Here is a 16,914-nt window from a genome sequence, read left to right as displayed (position 1 = left end):
GCGGGGCCGCCGCTCCCCGGCATGGAGAAGCACCCGATGCAATCCCGAGATCTCGCGCACAAGGCCATCTGGTCGATCATCTATCTGCTGTTCATTCTCGCGCCGCTGTTTGCGCTGCTGACCGGCACGCTGCCGCCCGCGCGCAACTTCGGCACCGAGTTCTCGGTCGCGCTCGGCTACGCCGGCCTCGCGATGATGGGCCTGCAATTCGGCCTCACCGCGCGGTTTCGTCACGTGACCGAGCCGTGGGGCGAGGACGTCATCTACCATTTCCATCGACGCGTGTCGCTGCTCGCGGTCAGCCTCGTCGTCGCGCATCCGCTGATTCTGTTCGCGATCCGCTCGGACAAGGTCGCGATGCCCGACTCGCTGCTCGAGGTACCGTGGGGCGCGTGGTTCGCGTTCCTGTCGATCGGCTCGGTGATCGTGCTGGTGATCACCGCGCTGTGGCGCAAGCAGCTGAAGATCCCTTATGAGCTGTGGCATCTGTCGCATATCGGGCTCGCGCTCGTCGCGATCTTCGGCGGGTTGCTGCATATGATTGGCTGGGGCTTCTATCTGACCGATCCGTTCAAGCGCACGCTGTGGATCTGCATGACGGCATTCTGGATCGCGCTGCTGCTGTACGTGCGTCTGTTCAAGCCGCTGTTCATGCTCAGGCGTCCGTACCGGATCGCGGAAGTGCGCGCCGAACGCGGCGACACCACCACGCTCGTGATGCAACCCGACGGCCACGCGGGCTTTCGCTTCAAGCCCGGCCAGTTCGGCTGGCTCAACGTGTGGGGCAGCCCGTTCAGGATCACCGGACATCCTTTTTCGTTCTCGTCGAGCGCCGAGGCCGCGAATGGCCGCGTCGAAATGACGATCCGCAATCTCGGCGATTTCACGAGCCAGGTGAAGACGCTCGAGGCGGGTCAGCGCGTGTATCTGGACGGACCGTATGGTGCGTTCACGATCGGCCATCCGACCGACATGCACGTGCTGATCGCCGGCGGCATCGGCATTACGCCGATGATGAGCATGATCCGCACGCTCGCCGATCGCGGCGACCGACGTCCGCTCGTGCTACTGTACGGCGGCAAGAACTGGGACGCGCTGACTTTCCGCGAGGAACTCGATGCGCTCAAGACGCGGCTCGATCTGCGCATCGTCTATGTGCTGTCGGACCCGCCCGAAGGCTGGAGCGGCGAAACCGGGCGCATCGACGCCGCGATGTTCCAGCGACATCTGCCGCCCAGGTTCGCCGATCACGAGTACTTCATCTGCGGCCCGGACCCGATGATGGATGCGATCGAAACGGCGCTCGGCGAAATGAAGGTGCCGCGCATCCGCTACCATTCCGAACGCTACAGTTTCGTCTAGGAGACTTGCGATGCGTCGACTGCTAGCAAATCGTCTCGTCGTTGCCACCGGTGTGATCGTCGTGGCGTTATCGCTTCTTTTCGCGTATCTGCGGGTCGGTTCGCTGCATTAGGGCCCGGTTACGCTGATGACGGGCTCGCGGCGCGCTTTTCCTCATGCTCGAAGGTTGAATCGATATGCCCTACTTCTTTGGAATTGGTCTTCACGTATTTATCGCGATCTTTTTCGCCGTCCACGCGATGCGCAATAACCAGGGCATCTACTGGCTATTCATTCTGTTTGCCTTTCCGCTGTTCGGCAGCATTGTGTATTTCTTCGCGATCTATCTGCCGGGTCTGCGCCATTCGCGCGGCGCGCGCGTGGCCACCCAGGCGATCACGCAATTCGTCGATCCGAATCGGGCGCTGCGTGAAGCGCGCGCCGCTTTCGAGCGCGCGCCGACCGTGCAGCATCGGATGCGGCTCGGCGAGGCGTTGCTCGCGGCCGGCAATCCGCGCGAAGCGCTCGAACATTTCCAAACGGCCGCGAACGGCCCATTTGCGAACGATCCCGCGCTGCTGCTCGGCCTCGCACGCTCGCAGTTCGCGCTCGGCAACTACCCGGCCGCCGATGCGACCTTGGCAACTCTGTTCTCGGTGAATCCGCACGCGCGCAATCAAGGCGAGCCGGCGCTGCTGTATGCGCGCACGCTGGCCGCACTGAACGCGCCGGGCGCACGCGCGGCATTCGAACACGCGCTGACCTGCGCAACCGACGTCGCGCCGCGGTGCCTGTTCGCCGACTGGCTCGCCGCGCAGCCGGAAGATGCGGACCGCCGCCGCGCCGGCGCGCTCTATGCGGAAATCGTGCAGGACGCCAAACATTGGCCGCGTCACGCGCGCGAACATAATCGCGAGTGGCTGCAGCGGGCGCAGGCCGCGTTGGCGGCGGGTGCGGCCAGAACGTGAGCGAGCGGAGGAGAACTTCGATGCAACGCGCGACCCGATCTTTTGCTTCGGCGCTGTACGCCGCGATGGCGGCGGTTTCTTTCGGTGCCGGCAGCGCGTCGACTTCCGCGCACGCCGCTGGCACGGAGAAGCCGTTCGAATGGCCCGCGTCGTTCGTCGTGCTCGGCGATGGCTATCCGCACTCGGGCGATGCCTGCCGGCGGCTCGGCGAGTCGGCCGCGACCGCGAACTATCTCGACCATATGGCGATGCTGGTCGGTTGCCCGGGATCGCGCGACAGCGCCGCCGTGCATGCGATCCTCGGGCATCAGCGGCAGGCGCGCGTGGTCGGCGAAGCGGATGGCGTGACGCTGATTTCGATTTCGACGGAAGGCGCTCAAACCGGCTCGCAGAACGGCGCCGCGCCCGTGAAGGAATCGCCGCTCAGCGCGAGCGGCACCCTGCCGTGCGAGCGCGGCAACGGACAGACCAAAACGATGTGCAAGTTCGGCGTCGTACATCACAGCGATCGATCGACGACGGTCGTGGTCTACTGGCCCGACGGCACGACGCGGGCGATTTTCTTCGGCGTCAACGGCCGGGTGATGGGCACAGCCGCGTCCGCGAACGATCGGCCGATGCCGGGCGACACGCTGACGCGCAAGCATGCCGGCATCAATTTGATTTCAGTCGGTAACGAACGCTATGAAATCGAGGACACGGTGCTGTCCGGCGGTTGACTTGCGTTGAAGCGCATCGGCGCAAGCGATGCGCGGTCGAACATCTGATTCGCCGCGCGTCACTTTCATCTACATCCCCCTCTCTTCACGCCCTCGCGCCGATTCAACGCGGCGCGTCCAGCGACGTCATCACTCCAGCATTCGGCGTGCCGTGTCCGTGACAATATTAGTAATAATTCAGACCGGCCTCCAGCGTATGCGAATCGCGTAAGCCGCATGCTGCTTGATCCTTTCAATTTCCTGAAACGCGCATGCGGGATTACCCCATGCCGTCAAATCAATATTATTGACTAATATTATTACCTGCCGGGCGCTCGACACCAACCCCGCCGGCTCTCGTGCGAAGCAACCATCCAGATCCGTACAACTAAGTATCTTCAACCGATCAGCGGTTCAACAGGAGGAGGTCATGATGTCGAGAAGAATGGGATTAGTGGCGGTCTGGCTGGCGATGGCCGTCGGACTCGCCGCGTGTAACGGCGACAATAGCGGCGTATCGGGATCACCGGTGGCGAACGCGGCCACTTCGAACGCGGCGGTGTCCAGCAACGCAGCGCAATCGAATTCGAATGCGTCGGCGAACAACAACTCGACGTCGAGCCCGCTGCCCTGCGACGCCGCCGCCACGGCCAACACACCCTGCTCCGCGGCGCACAGCGTGACCCGGCTGCTGACGAAGAACTACACAGGCCCGCTGTTCCAGATTCAACGCGCGTCCGACAACACGACGCTCGACGTCTATCCGTACACCAACACCACGCTGAAAGGCGGCGACCGCTCGCTGGTCGGCTCGGCGAATGTGCAGAGCACGCAATCGTTCTGTAACAACACCACCTGCTCGGTCACCTACATCTACGACCAGATCGATCTGGTCGCGCCGCTGAAGAACGGCGCGTTCGGCAATGTCCCCGCGACGCTGACGCTGAACCAGGACGGCACGCAATCGCTGACCGTGCAGAACGGCAGCAAAACGACCACCGTGCCGGTCCTCAACGGTTTCGCGACGATCACGCTGCCGGGCACTTCGGGCACCCTGACCGTGCAACTGCTGCAACCGCCGACCGCCTTGACCGCGCAGGCGCCGACGCAGCAACTGACGATCGGCAACGACTTGCCGGCGCTTGCCGGCACTCCGGCCAAGCTGGCGTTCGTCACGACCAACGGCGTGCAGATTCCGGCGCTCGGCACGCTGGCCGGACAGGCCTATCGCAAACGCTTCGGCACGGTGAACCAATCGATCGGCGATAGCGAAATCGCCGAGTACATGGTGGCCGGCGCGCACTACAGCCAGTCGTCGACCTGCTGCGGCACCTACGGCAACATGGAAAGCAGCGCGAATCCGAGCACCTATGCGCACGGCGAAGTGGAAGGCGAAATGTTCGCGCTCGCGTTTTCGAACGGCAACGCGGCCGTGTTCGGCTATTGCGACGGCGACTCGATCCAGCCGTCGAACGTGAAGGACCCGGTGTGCAACGCGCTCGATACCAACTGGCCGGGCGTCGATGCCGAAGCCGGCGTCTATCTGTACGGTCCGCAGCAACCGGCGAAAGAGAAGTTCGTCACGGTGCTGTCGAAGTACTCGCCGCTCACCGCGTCGAATCTGTTCGCGGTCAAAGGCGGCTCCGCTTCGCAAAGCGTGCTGACGTCGCTGTTCGATCAGGCGCCGCCTGAAGCGCTGATCTTCGGCAACGATGCCGGCCATGCATTCAACGGCCAATGGCAAGGCGGGCTGTCGCTCGGCGAAGGCGGAGACGGCAGTGCTGCGCCGATCCAGTTCTTCGAAGGCGCGATCATCACGAAGGCAACCTCCGATACGACCGACAACGCGATCCAGTCGAGCATCGCGAGCTTCTACGGGCCGCCGACCAACGCGGCCGCATCGGCCTGCTATGCGAACAATCTGATCAACTCGCCGCTCAGTCTCGCGACGCCGGATGCGTGGTTCCAGTCGAACGGCGGCACCGCCGTGCCCGCCACCGACATCTCCGGCGTGAATCAGGGCGCCGCGACGGTCACGAGCACGAACGGTTCGGCCGTGTCGAACATCCACGAGGTGATCCGTGTGCAGGGTGGCCAGTCGTACACGTTCACCGACTACGTGCTCGCCACCACCAACGCAACGGTGTTCCCCGGCGGCTCGATCCAGACCGACGACCCGAGCGGAACCGAGTTCGGCTGGGTGCTGAACACGAACACCGGCGCGATCGTGCGCGGCACATGGGGCGGGGGACAAGCGACGGCGCTCACCGCGGTGAAATCCGGCAACTGGTGGAAAGTGACGATGACGCTGACCGCACCGGCTGGATCGAACAATGCGCAAGTGTTCATCGACCCGCCCACGTCGAGCAGCGCGGGCGTGCGCTCGCAGCAGGCCGCGTATCTGAGCGCGACGCACTACTGCCCGAGCCTCGCGATCCTGAGCGGCGCGAAGTCGTAAGCACGATCAGCGCGACGCGGCAATCGATGATTCGTTGACGCGTCGCGCAATTGAAGGCACACTCAGTCGCTATGCAAGCCCTCCCGACCCACACCATCGCCGAGCATCATCATGCGCATGCCCGCGTGGGACTGCCTGTGGGGACTCGCATACGCATACGCCGCTAGACATCATCCGCAGCGACATGCGCCAGAAAGCCCCGCCGGCAACGACGGGGCTTTTTGTTTTTCTGACACCCTGAACGCTGATCGAACGAAGGATTGCCGCCATGACACAGGAAGCACAGACGCCTGCCGCATCGAAGACCTTTGCGACGCCCATCGAGCTTTACCGCGCCCTTGCTCGCGTATGGTCCGGCGATACGTCGAGCCCGAGCCACGCATGGTCGTCGGCGAATCCCGCGCAGAATCATTGCAGCGTTACGTCTCTGATCGTGCAGGACTGCTTCGGCGGTGAGATTCTGACGACGCGCACGGCGGGCGGCACGCACTTCTACAACCTGATCGACGGCAAGAGATGGGATCTGACCGTCAGCCAGTTTGCCGAGCCGATTCCATTCGACGATACGCGTTCGAGCCGTGATGCGGCATTCGCGGATTCCTCGCTAGAGAAATACGAACTGCTGAAGTCGAGGCTCGCGCAAAGCCAGCCGAAATAAACGCTCGATCAACCACGCGTGGCCGAACCGCACCGATACCCGGTTGGCCACGCAATGCCACTTCAACCCACTACTTCCTGCTTCCCCGGAATGCCCTGCCCGCGCAGCGAACACCCGCGCGTTTCAGGCACGAAGATCAACGCGATCGCACCGACGACGCACGCGGCCATCATGTAATAAGCCGGCACCAGCGCATTGCCCGTATGCGCGACGAGCCATTGGTTCGCCATCGGCGCCGTGCCGCCGAAAATCGACGTCGACACGTTATACGCAATCGCCATCCCCGCGTAACGGACCTGCGTCGGGAACATCGCGGGGAACATCGCCGAGATGCTGCCCAGTTGCGGCACGTACAACAGCCCGAGCACGGCAAAGCCGATGAACGCACCCGTCACGCCGAGCTTCATCAACAGGAACATCGGAATCGCCGCGACGAACAGGCCGACCAGCGAGAACCACCAGACGTTCTTGCGTCCGACGCGATCCGAGAACGTACCCGCAAACGGCAGAAACACCATCATCGCGAGCATGCCGATCAGCGGCACGAGCAGGGACATGTTGTCGCTCATGCCAAGCTGCTTCTGCATGAAAGTCGGCATATAGGCGAGCAGCACATAGTTGACGACGTTCAACGCGACCACGAGTCCGCCGAGCTGAATCAGCGGCTTCCAATAGTCCCGCAGCAATGCCTTCAGCGTGACGCAGCTATGCTGCTCCTTGTGCATCGATTGTTCGAGTTCGCGAAAGACCGGCGTGTCTTCCAGCTTCGAGCGCAGATAGAAGCCGATCAGGCCAAGTGGCGCCGCGATCAGAAACGGCAGACGCCATCCCCATGCATGCATTGCCGTGTTGCCGAGCACGATGGAGCAACCGAGCATCAGAAACGCGCCGAGCGAGAATCCCGCCAACGTCGCGAATTCGAGGAAGCTGCCGCAGAAGCCGCGTTTCTTGTCGGGTGCGTATTCGGCCATGAAAGTCGCCGCGCCGCCGTATTCGCCGCCCGTCGAAAAGCCCTGGATCATTCGCAGTACGACGAGGATCAGCGGTGCCCACCAGCCGATGCTCGCGTAAGTCGGCACAAGCCCGACCAGCAGCGTTGCCACCGACATCAGAATGATCGTCAACGCGAGCACGTGCTTGCGGCCGAGACGATCGCCGAGCGGCCCCCAGAACAGGCCGCCTAGCGGACGCACGAGAAACGAAATGGCGAACGTCGCCAGTGCGAACAACGTGGCCTGCGCGGTGCTGCCGGGGAACAATGCGGCCGAAATATAGCTCAGGCCGTAAGCGTAAATGCCGTAGTCGAACCATTCGGTCGCGTTGCCGAGTGCCGACGCCGCGATCGCGCGTCGCAGCAAGCTGCGCGCCTGCGGTTGCGCGTTCTGCGCGGTCCATGAATGTACGTAATGCATGTCTCCTCCTGGGATGTCTCTATGCGACACAGGCAACGTCGCCCGAATCCACGATACCGGCGACCCGCGCCTGCAACGATGTTCTAGGACGATGCAGGCATCGGGGTTTTCCATAAAGCCTGCAATGGATGCGGTAATCCGTACGCGTGCGTCCACGACGCTTATCGTGCGTTCGGGAAAAACAACATGATTGACGCGATGCGCCTCACTCAGCGCATCGGCAACGGCAATGGCAGCGTCATCAAACGGCCCTGCTCAGGTCTTGCCTCGTTCTCGCCGCAAAGTCGCAAGCACATCCACGCGGTCGCGAGGTTGCTACTCACTACCGGTTTGCCGATGGCGGCTTCGACTCGCGCGATAACTTGCGCGGCCCTCACGGCGGTGCACGAGATAAACAACGCATCGGAGTCCGGCGCAATCGCGTCGCGCGCGAAGGCGACGATATCGTCGTGCGAAATTCGTGCCATCTCCCGATCATCGTTCAGGCCGAGGCAGGAGAAGCGATCGATCGTGAAGCCTTGCGCCGCAAAGTACTCGGCCATTGGCCCACTCGTCTCGGCGGTGTACGGCGTGAGCACGCTGATACGCCGTGCGCCGAGCGTGTTCAGCGCAGTGACGGCGGCCGCAGTCGGAGTGACGACTGTGGCCGACGGTTTCGCCGCATGAATCGCGCGCTCGATCTGCGCATCACCGATCATCACGGATGCCGACGTGCACGAATACATCACGACGTCGAGCGTTTCGTCGGGCAGGATCAGCGCCGCGCCGGCGCTCAGTGACGGTTGCATCGCGCGAAGATTCTCGGGCGTGACCGGGTTCGCATACGGCACACGATTCACGTAAATGCCGATGCGCCCGTTCGCGACGAGTGTCGCGAAGTCAGGTTCGGTGGTGTGATCGGTTGCGAGAATCACGAGGCCGATGCGTTTGTCGAATGCGCGTTCGATCAGATGCGGAGCGCGCTCGAACTGCCGAATGGTTGTTTGCATCGCTCAATGCCCCGGAGCCGGAAAGCGCTTTTCAAGCAGTCGCACACCGGCCACCGCGATCAGGCTGATGATCAGGAACAGTACGCCGACGAGCGTCATCGGCTCCAGATAGCGGTAATCCGTATTCGCGATGATCTTCGCCTGATTCATCAACTCGAGTACCGTGATCGCCGACAACAACGGCGTTTCCTTGAACATCGAGATCAGGTAATTGGCGAGCGCGGGCACCATCGGCGGTACCGCTTCGGGCAGGATCACATGCTGCCAGGTTTGCGCGGGGCTCAGATTGCAAGCCTTCGCGGCTTCCCATTGACCACGCGGAATGCTTTCGATGCCGGCGCGATAAACCTCGGCCGCATAGGTCGCGTAATGCACGCCGATTGCCAGCACACCGGCCGCGAGCGCCGGCATCCGGATGCCGATGTCGGGCAGTACGTAGAACACGAAATACAGTTGCACCAGCAGCGGTGTGCCGCGAATAAAGCTCGCGACCGCCGACGTGCCGCGCGACACCACGCGATTCGGCGCCAGCCGCAGAATGGCGATAGCCATGCCGACCACGGCCGCCACCACCGCGCCGAGCAAAGTAGCGAGCACGGTGATCTCCAACCCTTGCAGCAGGATCGGCAGAATCTCGCGCACGAAGCTCCAGTCCCATTCCATTCGTCTATCTCCTGATGCGGTCGAGACCGAAACTCATCCGGCTTTCCAGCTTGCGCATACCGAACGAGATCAGACAGGCCATCGCGAAGTACAGAGCGAGAATCGTCGCGAACGGGATCAGCGTATTGCCGGTTTGCGAGCGCACCACCTGCGCCTGGAACGTCATATCACCGAGCGAAATCAGCGACACGACCGCCGTGCCCTTCAGCAGCTCGATCGCATTGTTGCCGAACGTGGGCAGCATCAGCGGCAACGCCTGCGGCAAGATCACGTGCCGCAGGCGCTGATAGCGGGAAAGATTCAACGCGATGCAGGCGCTGCGCTGCTCCTGGCCGATCGCGGCGACCGCGCCGCGCACCACTTCAGCGCCGTACGCGCCGACGTTCAAGCCGAGCGCGAGCACACCGGCCTGCAGCGGCGTCAGCGTGAGGCCGGCCATCGGCAACACGAAGTACGCCCAGAACAGCTGCACGAATATCGACGTGCCGCGAAAGAACTCGATATACGACGTGGCCAATGCGCGCACCACGAAGAAACGCGACAGTCGCCCAAGCCCCGCGATGAACGCCATTGCGAGCGCGAGTGCCGCGCCCATCAGCGTCAGTTCGACGGTTGTCTGCGCGCCCTGCAGAATCAGCTGCAAATAGCCGGACCAGTGGTTCATCGACGCACCTCGCGGGCAATGTATCGTGGACCATGCGCACAACCGGGTTGCGCGCATGGCGTCTCATCGCGGACTCAGTTCTTCGCCGCGCACAGTTTTTCGCGGCTCGTCGACATCGCCGCCTTCGCCGAGAAGCCATAGGGCTCGACGATCTTCGCGAACTCGCCGGAGTCCTTCATCTTCTTCAGCTCAACGTCGAACGCATCGCGCAGCGCGGTGTCCTGCTTGCGAAACGCGACGCCGTCGCATTGCACCGGCGTGTTCTGCACCGGTGCGATCGATTCGAGGCTCGGGTCTTTCGCTTTCGAAAGAAGATCGCTGATCGACAGAAGCGGCAATGCGAATGCGTCGATGCGGCCGTCCTGCAGCATCTTCAAACCGCTTTGCCCGTCCGGCACGATGATCACGCGATCGGTCGGAATATTCGCGGCGGTCGCAAGCTTCTGCTCGGTCGTGCCACCTTCGACGCCGATCACGGCCTTCGGATCTTTCGCGATTTCCTCGTAGGTCTTGATGCTCTTCGCGTTTCCTTTCTTGACCGCGAACGCTTCGACCGCGCACAGCACCGGCTGCGAGTAGGCGACGGCAGCGCAACGCTGCGGCGTCATGAACAGTCCCGCCGCGATCGCGTCATGCCGCCCGGCCGCGAGGCCCGGAATCATCGCGCCATACTCGGAGACCGACGCGACGACGTCGTTGACGCCGAGCTTCTTGAACACCGCGCGCGCGACATCCGGCGCCGCGCCCGTCACCTTGCCGTCGGCGCCGACTGCGGTGAACGGCGGTTCATTCGCAATCGCGATGCGCGCGAAACCTTGCTGGCGCAGCCGCGCGAGCGTGTCGTCGGCGGCATGGGCGAGGCCCGCGAGCGTCAGCAGCGACAGTCCTCCCGCAATCAGAATCCCCTTCAGCTTCATGTTCTCTGGCTCCTATGGCGTAGTGGTATGGCGTAGTAGTGGGTGATGTGCAGCGTGGGAAAACAATCCGTTGCGGCTCGACTCAAATTCGATGCCCTGCGGCGAGGACCTTGCGCAGGAAAGTCTGGGTCCGCTCGTGAGTGGGGTGCGTGAAGATGTCCTCTGGCTTGCCTTCCTCGACGATCCGGCCACGGTCGAAGAACAGCACGCGATCGGCGAAATCGTGCGCGAAGCCCATTTCGTGCGTGACGAGCAGCATCGTCATGTCGGTCTCGCGCGCGAGCCGCTGCATCACGTTCAGGACTTCTTCCACGAGTTCGGGGTCGAGCGCGGACGTCACCTCGTCGAACAGCATGATTCGCGGCGCGAGCGCTAGCGCCCGCGCGATCGCCACGCGCTGCTTCTGCCCGCCCGACAGTTGCGCGGGACGGCTCTTCGCCTTGTCGGCCATGCCGACCATGTCGAGCAGCTCGAGCGCGTGCTTCTGCGCCGACTCGCGGCTCTCGCCTTTGGTCAGCATCGGCGCGAGCGTCACGTTGTCGAGCACGCTCTTGTGCGGAAACAGATTGAAGTGCTGAAAGACCATGCCGATCTTTTCGCGCATCTTCTGTAGATGCCGTTCGTTCGCGGGCACCATCTGGCCGCCGCGCGGCATATGAAACAGCTGTTCGCCATCCACCTCGATATGGCCGCCGTCGATGGTCTCCAGCGTCATCAGGATGCGCAGGATCGTCGTCTTGCCCGATCCCGACGGACCGATCAGCGCGAGCTTCTCGCCGGGCATCACGTCGAGCGACAGTTCGTCGAGCACGGTCAGCGCGCCATATCGTTTCGTGATCCGGTCGAGCCGGATCAATGGCTTATTCGCCGGGCTTTGCTCGCGGCGCGCCAGCGTGTTTGCGGGCGCGGCCGCGCTGTCGGAGGAAAGACTTGCCGGGGCGATGCCTGAAGCACTCAATAGATCGGTAACTCGCGCGGTGGTCATATCGATTCGATCCCGTTCGTCGTACGTGACTTGAGTCAATGGAATGCGGCTGCGGCGCCGGAAACGCCAGTGATGCGAACCAGAATACGCAGCCATATTTGCAATCCCGATTGCTCTAGAACAATTCTTTTTCCCGCCTGGGCAAAGGCAGTCGATGGATGCACCGCAACCAGCGCGCAGCGTTCTTCGATAGCGTCGCGAACATTGAACTAGCACATTCAGAGGCGCTTTTCGGAGCATTAGACTGCGGCGAGAAATACCCGTGGCGCAGCATTCACGTGCACCGCGCGCCACGTCCCGCAACGACGTCACGCTCAGAGAGAGGGGAAGATGTCAGATACGACGCAACACGAATCGCGAATTGAGGCGCCCGTCGTGCGCCTGCCGTTCGAACGCGACGAATACGCCGCGCGTCTCGCCAGGACGCGCAAGGCCATGCAGGCGGCCGGCATCGAGCTATTGATCGTGTCGGACCCAACCAACATGGCCTGGCTCACCGGCTACGACGGCTGGTCGTTCTACGTGCATCAGTGCGTGCTGCTCGCGCTCGATGGCGAGCCGGTCTGGTTCGGCCGCGGTCAGGACGCGAACGGTGCAAAGCGCACCGTCTTCATGCACCACGATCAGATCGTCGGTTATCCGGATCACTACGTGCAATCCACCGCACGGCATCCGATGGACTATCTGGCGCGCGAGGTGATCGCGGCGCGCGGCTGGGCCAATGCCAGGATCGGCGTCGAAATGGATAACTACTATTTCAGCGCCGCCGCTTATCGCTCGCTCGTCGCGCATCTGCCGGACGCGAAATGGCAGGACGCGACCGGCCTCGTCAACTGGCAACGCGCAGTCAAATCGCCGCGCGAGATCGAGTACATGCGCGTGGCCGCGCGCATCGTCGAGAAGATGCACGCGCATATCGTCAAGCGAATCGAGCCGGGCATGCGCAAGAATGACCTGGTCGCGGAGATCTACTCCGCAGGCATTATCGGAATCGACGGTTTCGGCGGCGACTATCCGGCGATCGTACCGCTGCTGCCGACCGGCGCCGACGCGGCCGCGCCGCATCTGACCTGGGACGACACGCCGTTCGCGAAGGACGCCGGCACGTTCTTCGAAATCGCCGGCTGCTTCAAGCGCTATCACTGCCCGCAGTCGCGCACCGTGTATCTCGGCAAGCCGCCGAAGCATTTCATCGAAGGCGAGCGCGCGGTGGTCGAAGGGATCGAGGCCGGGCTCGCGGCGGCGAAACCGGGCAATACCTGTGAGGACATCGCCAACGCGTTTTTCGCGGTGCTGCATAAATACGGCATCGAGAAGAACAGCCGCTGCGGCTATCCGATCGGCGCCAGCTATCCGCCGGACTGGGGCGAGCGCACGATGAGCCTGCGCCCGGGGGACAAGACCGTCCTCCAACCCGGTATGACGTTCCACTTCATGCCGGGCCTGTGGCTCGACGACTGGGGCCTCGAAATCACCGAGAGCATTCTGATTACACAGACCGGTGTCGAGACCTTCTGCCGGACGCCGCGCAAGCTGTTCGTCAAACCGTAATTGCACGGGCGTGGTGCCCGCATCGACTCGCGAGGCACGACGCCCGTTTCAACGAAAGGGGAATCATGCTTCCGAAGACGATGAAGGCCGTCGTGCTGACCGGGCACGGCGGTCTCGACAAACTGGTCTACCGCGACGACGTGCCGGTGCCATCCTGCGCGGCGGGCGAAGTACTTATCGACGTGACCGCATGCGGGCTCAACAATACCGACGTGTGGGTCCGCCAGGGCGCTTACGGCACCGACGACGACCCGCAAGCGGTGTCGACGTGGCGACGCGGCCGCTCGACGCTGACGTTTCCGCGCATTCAGGGCGCGGATATAGTCGGGCGTGTGGTCGCGGTGGGGCGCGGCGTCAGCGATGCGCGGATCGGTGAGCGCGTGATCGTCGACGCGTCGATCTACAACCGCGACGACGATAGCCTCGCCGATATCGACTATGTTGGCCACGGTCGGGACGGCGGTTACGCGGAATACACTGCCGTTCCGGCGGAAAACGCGCATCGTATCGACTCCACCTATTCCGACGCCGAACTCGCCACGTTCTGGTGCGCTTATCACACCGGCGAGCAGATGATCGAACGCGCGGCCGTCAAGCGCGGCGAAGCGGTGCTGATTACCGGCGCGTCCGGTGGTGTCGGTTCGGCCATCATCCAGCTTTGCCGAGCGCGCGGCGCGATTCCGTATGCAGTTGTGAGCAAGGGCAAGGAAGAAGCGGTGCTCGCGCTCGGCGCGCAAGGTGTGATGCTGCGCGACAGCGCCGATTTCGTCGCGGACGTTGAGCGAATGACCGAGGGCCGCCCCGTTGATGTGGTGGCCGATCTGGTTGGCGGGGCGCTGTTCGGCAAGCTGTTGAACGTGCTGCGGCCCGAGGGGCGATATACGACCGCAGGTGCGATCGCCGGGCCGGTCGTGCAGCTTGATTTGCGGACGATGTATCTGAAGCAGTTGCAGTTGAATGGGTCGTCGCAGGGTACGCGCGGTGCGTTCAAGCGGGTGCTCGACTATATTCAGAGCGGTACGATTCGGCCGGTTCTGGCGGCGAGTTATCCGTTATCGAAGTTTCATGATGCGCAGACGCGGTTCATGGAGAAGAGCTTCGTGGGGAATATCGTTGTGATTCCGGATCGGCACTATGAGGACGGAGCGGCACGCTAACTCTTGCTCACGCTTGATGCAATGAAAGCGACGGCAGCTTCGTCATAGCCCTTCCCGGCTTTTGCCGGAACGCGTACAACTTCGTTGGTCAGTTCAAGCCCGCCCTCAAGGCGGGCTTTTTCATGCGTAGCAACCTCTTTTCTTGCGCAGCAATCTTTAGCTTTTGTCAATTTACACTTTTCCTTTTTTAAGACACTTCCCGAGCCTCCATCATTGAACCAGCGCAGCGAAGCCGTCGCCCGGAAAGGTAACCCTTCATGGCAATTAACGCTGCTTTCTATCAATGGAGGTACAACTCAATATGGGAATTCCCGCACATATGTGGCTCAAGGATGACGGCGGTGCAGATATCAGGGGTTCGTCATCCGTTCAGGGTCGCGAAGGAAGTATCGAGATCATCGGCTTCGGTCACGGCGTCAATCTGCCGGTTGATAGCGCCAACGGGAAAATCACGGGCGCACGCACGCACTCGCCGGTTTCGTTTGAAAAGGAGTTCGATGCAGCGACGCCCTATCTTTACAAGGCTGTGGCGAAGGGACAAACGCTGAAGTCTGCGGAGATCAAGTGGTATCGCATCAACGATGCGGGAAAGGAGGAAGTCTATTTCGCGATGACGCTCGAAGGGGTGAAAGTCTGCGGGATCAACCCCGGCATGGCCAATACCAAATTGGCTCAGGCGTCGGCGCTCAATCACGTCGAATCGGTCTCCATGATGTATGACCGCATCACGTGGCATTACCTAGATGGCAACATCAAATACACCGATTCGTGGAACGAGCGCGGTGATAAGGGGGCGTGACATATGGCCTACAACGGCAAGTTTCTCGTGAATAACGAACCGCTATCACCGCTCACCATCAACGGCGTCGGCACGTTCAACGCCTACTCCGGCAACGATCAATACCGCAATCGGGGCGGCTGCACGATGGTGCCTGATGATGGCCCAACCCTGCCGGCAGGTATTGGATCGTTGACCGGCCCCGGGGCGGCATCCGTTCTCAGGCGCTTTCATGGGCAAAAGATGAGTGGAACGCAGTATGGGGGCACCCATCGAATCACGGTGAATGGTTCGCGTTGTATCGCGATGATGGGGCGATTGATGATGTGACGTGGGTTAATGGCGTCAAACGCGGGCAGTTCCGTTTGCATCCGGTAAGCGGACGCGGCATCTCGCTTGGCTGCATCGCGCTGCCGAGCCATACCGATTTCATGAGAATCCGTAACGCGCTTCTGCATACCATCAAAAATGCCCGCGCGCAGTTCAGGCCTTAGCGCCTATGGAACAATTGAGGTCATCACATATGGAAACACTTGCCCGTAGAGTGTTCAAAGTCGCTCTGTTTATCGGACTGAGCTATCTCTCCCTGCTTTATGTCCGTCCATTTCATTATGAGTGGACAGAAAGCGAATCGCGCGCATGGTTTGGTGCCTCGCGCTGGCTCGGTGTCCACGATCCTGAAGATTTGTATTTCGTAGTGTGGCTGACTATCGAACTGATCGCGGCTACGCTCGCCTATGTAGCAATCATGTGGCTCTGGCGGCACTATCAGCGGACAAAGTGTGCACCAACAGATGACTCATGATATCCGTTGAGAGCACCACCCATGGCAGCGTCTGCCTTTAACGCTCTTCAGACCGATGACTGGGCGGAAAGATAACCGCAGAGGACAAACAGATGGCTCTACACGGTAGATTCGTTGTCGATAACAAACCTCTATTGTTTTTGGTCGTGCCAGGCGTTGGATCGTTTCCAGCGTTCTCGGGCGATGATGTATGCCGCAATCGGAGTGGGTGCACCGCGGTAGTAGGCAAAGGACCGTTGCCTGCTGGGAAATATTGGATGGTTGACCGACCGGGTGGCGGATTTCGCTCGAAAGCAGAAGCCTTCGTCAAAGTTACGTGGAACAGCGCTACGGGCGTTGCCACCGACCACTCAGAATGGTTTGGCCTGTATCGGGATGACAGTCTTATTGATGATTGGACGTGGGTGAATGGTGTAAAGCGCGGCAATTTCCGCTTGCATCCGTCAGGTGGCGGCGGCCATTCGTTTGGGTGCATGACACTGCACAGCCGCGCGGACTTTCACCGACTTCGTCGAACCCTTCTTCAAACAGCGACAGTCTCCGCTGGCAATTCAGGGATCCGCGCATATGGTTGGATCGAGGTCATCGCAAATGGAAAACTTTGCCCGTAAAGCTGCCAAGTTGTTGCTATTTTGCGGATTGTTTTTTTTGGCCATTCGGTACGTCCACACCTATCCGCTTCCAATGACACCACGGCAGCAGCACTATTTGATCGTTATATCGGAAAAATTCGAGATGGCCGACTACGAAATGTTCTACATCGTCTCGATGATCGCTATTGACGTCGTTGTTACCATCGTGGCGTATTCGATCGTGGTCAGACTTTGGAGACACTACCGGACAAAGTAAACGAAACGCCGGCCGCTGCAT

18 protein-coding genes and 1 pseudogene are annotated in these 16,914 nt (G+C 61.6%); 12 read left to right on the top strand and 7 right to left on the bottom strand.

What is annotated here, in order from left to right; translation table 11 throughout:
* The first annotated feature begins 36 nt into the window (after positions 1-36).
* The 5 genes from EVC45_RS01705 (at position 37) to EVC45_RS01685 (ending at position 6,123) form a co-directional block, all read left to right on the top strand.
* A complete protein-coding gene (locus tag EVC45_RS01705; RefSeq protein ID WP_129956306.1) occupies positions 37-1,362 on the top strand; it encodes a ferric reductase-like transmembrane domain-containing protein in 1,326 nt (441 codons plus the stop codon).
* Between the two features lie 176 nt (positions 1,363-1,538).
* Positions 1,539-2,309 (top strand): tetratricopeptide repeat protein, encoded by a 771-nt coding sequence (locus tag EVC45_RS01700; protein WP_129956305.1) that lies wholly within the window; start codon positions 1,539-1,541, stop codon positions 2,307-2,309.
* Between the two features lie 20 nt (positions 2,310-2,329).
* Entirely contained in the window at positions 2,330-3,028 is a 699-nt protein-coding gene (locus EVC45_RS01695; RefSeq protein WP_129956304.1) for a hypothetical protein, read from the top strand.
* Between the two features lie 409 nt (positions 3,029-3,437).
* A complete protein-coding gene (locus EVC45_RS01690; RefSeq protein ID WP_129956303.1) occupies positions 3,438-5,465 on the top strand; it encodes an arabinofuranosidase catalytic domain-containing protein in 2,028 nt (675 codons plus the stop codon).
* A 268-nt stretch (positions 5,466-5,733) separates the two neighbouring features.
* The gene (locus tag EVC45_RS01685; protein WP_129956302.1) at positions 5,734-6,123 is read left to right on the top strand and encodes a hypothetical protein; all 390 of its coding nucleotides are present in this window, start codon (positions 5,734-5,736) and stop codon (positions 6,121-6,123) included.
* A 62-nt stretch (positions 6,124-6,185) separates the two neighbouring features.
* Here EVC45_RS01685 and EVC45_RS01680 read toward each other — a convergent pair whose 3' ends face one another.
* The 6 genes from EVC45_RS01680 to ehuA all read right to left on the bottom strand — a co-directional run bounded on the left by EVC45_RS01680 (position 6,186) and on the right by ehuA (position 11,753).
* Positions 6,186-7,535, bottom strand: coding sequence for an MFS transporter (locus tag EVC45_RS01680; protein WP_129956301.1), 1,350 nt, complete (start codon positions 7,533-7,535; stop codon positions 6,186-6,188).
* Positions 7,536-7,744: 209 nt separating this feature from the next.
* A complete protein-coding gene (gene eutA, locus EVC45_RS01675) occupies positions 7,745-8,524 on the bottom strand; it encodes an ectoine utilization protein EutA (protein ID WP_129956300.1) in 780 nt (259 codons plus the stop codon).
* Between the two features lie 3 nt (positions 8,525-8,527).
* Positions 8,528-9,187 (bottom strand): ectoine/hydroxyectoine ABC transporter permease subunit EhuD, encoded by a 660-nt coding sequence (ehuD, locus tag EVC45_RS01670; protein ID WP_129956299.1) that lies wholly within the window; start codon positions 9,185-9,187, stop codon positions 8,528-8,530.
* 4 nt (positions 9,188-9,191) lie between these two features.
* Positions 9,192-9,851, bottom strand: a complete 660-nt coding sequence (gene ehuC, locus EVC45_RS01665; RefSeq protein WP_129956298.1) for an ectoine/hydroxyectoine ABC transporter permease subunit EhuC — start codon at positions 9,849-9,851, stop codon at positions 9,192-9,194.
* Between the two features lie 74 nt (positions 9,852-9,925).
* On the bottom strand, positions 9,926-10,768 hold the full coding sequence (ehuB, locus tag EVC45_RS01660) for an ectoine/hydroxyectoine ABC transporter substrate-binding protein EhuB (protein ID WP_129956297.1): 843 nt from the start codon (positions 10,766-10,768) through the stop codon (positions 9,926-9,928).
* A gap of 82 nt (positions 10,769-10,850) precedes the next feature.
* Entirely contained in the window at positions 10,851-11,753 is a 903-nt protein-coding gene (ehuA, locus tag EVC45_RS01655; RefSeq protein WP_306770732.1) for an ectoine/hydroxyectoine ABC transporter ATP-binding protein EhuA, read from the bottom strand.
* 330 nt (positions 11,754-12,083) lie between these two features.
* On the opposite strand from ehuA, the gene doeA reads away from it, so the two are divergent.
* Together doeA and EVC45_RS01645 are read left to right on the top strand one after the other, a co-directional pair.
* The gene (gene doeA, locus EVC45_RS01650; protein WP_129956296.1) at positions 12,084-13,304 is read left to right on the top strand and encodes an ectoine hydrolase DoeA; all 1,221 of its coding nucleotides are present in this window, start codon (positions 12,084-12,086) and stop codon (positions 13,302-13,304) included.
* 65 nt (positions 13,305-13,369) lie between these two features.
* Positions 13,370-14,461, top strand: coding sequence for an alcohol dehydrogenase family protein (locus EVC45_RS01645; protein ID WP_129956295.1), 1,092 nt, complete (start codon positions 13,370-13,372; stop codon positions 14,459-14,461).
* Here EVC45_RS01645 and EVC45_RS01640 read toward each other — a convergent pair.
* Positions 14,458-14,745, bottom strand: a complete 288-nt coding sequence (locus EVC45_RS01640; protein WP_129956294.1) for a hypothetical protein — start codon at positions 14,743-14,745, stop codon at positions 14,458-14,460. The two genes, EVC45_RS01645 and EVC45_RS01640, sit on opposite strands and share 4 nt — an antisense overlap.
* A gap of 17 nt (positions 14,746-14,762) precedes the next feature.
* Here EVC45_RS01640 and EVC45_RS01635 point away from each other — a divergent pair, with 17 nt between their 5' ends.
* From EVC45_RS01635 to EVC45_RS01615, 5 genes and pseudogenes are all read left to right on the top strand, one after another.
* Entirely contained in the window at positions 14,763-15,260 is a 498-nt protein-coding gene (locus EVC45_RS01635; RefSeq protein ID WP_129956293.1) for a type VI secretion system tube protein TssD, read from the top strand.
* Between the two features lie 3 nt (positions 15,261-15,263).
* Positions 15,264-15,782: pseudogene (locus tag EVC45_RS01630) on the top strand (DUF2778 domain-containing protein).
* Positions 15,763-16,044 (top strand): hypothetical protein, encoded by a 282-nt coding sequence (locus tag EVC45_RS01625; protein WP_129956292.1) that lies wholly within the window; start codon positions 15,763-15,765, stop codon positions 16,042-16,044. The pseudogene EVC45_RS01630 and the gene EVC45_RS01625 overlap by 20 nt, the downstream one beginning before the upstream one ends.
* Before the next feature lie 92 nt (positions 16,045-16,136).
* Positions 16,137-16,655, top strand: a complete 519-nt coding sequence (locus tag EVC45_RS01620) for a DUF2778 domain-containing protein (protein ID WP_129956291.1) — start codon at positions 16,137-16,139, stop codon at positions 16,653-16,655.
* Positions 16,636-16,893, top strand: a complete 258-nt coding sequence (locus EVC45_RS01615) for a hypothetical protein (RefSeq protein WP_129956290.1) — start codon at positions 16,636-16,638, stop codon at positions 16,891-16,893. The genes EVC45_RS01620 and EVC45_RS01615 overlap by 20 nt, the downstream gene beginning before the upstream one ends.
* Positions 16,894-16,914 lie beyond the last annotated feature (21 nt).

It is taken from the genome of Paraburkholderia sp. UYCP14C (assembly GCF_004197395.1).
Lineage (GTDB): Bacteria > Pseudomonadota > Gammaproteobacteria > Burkholderiales > Burkholderiaceae > Paraburkholderia.
Note: the sequence above shows the minus strand (reverse complement) of the source record. Positions and strands in the feature narration are given on the sequence as shown.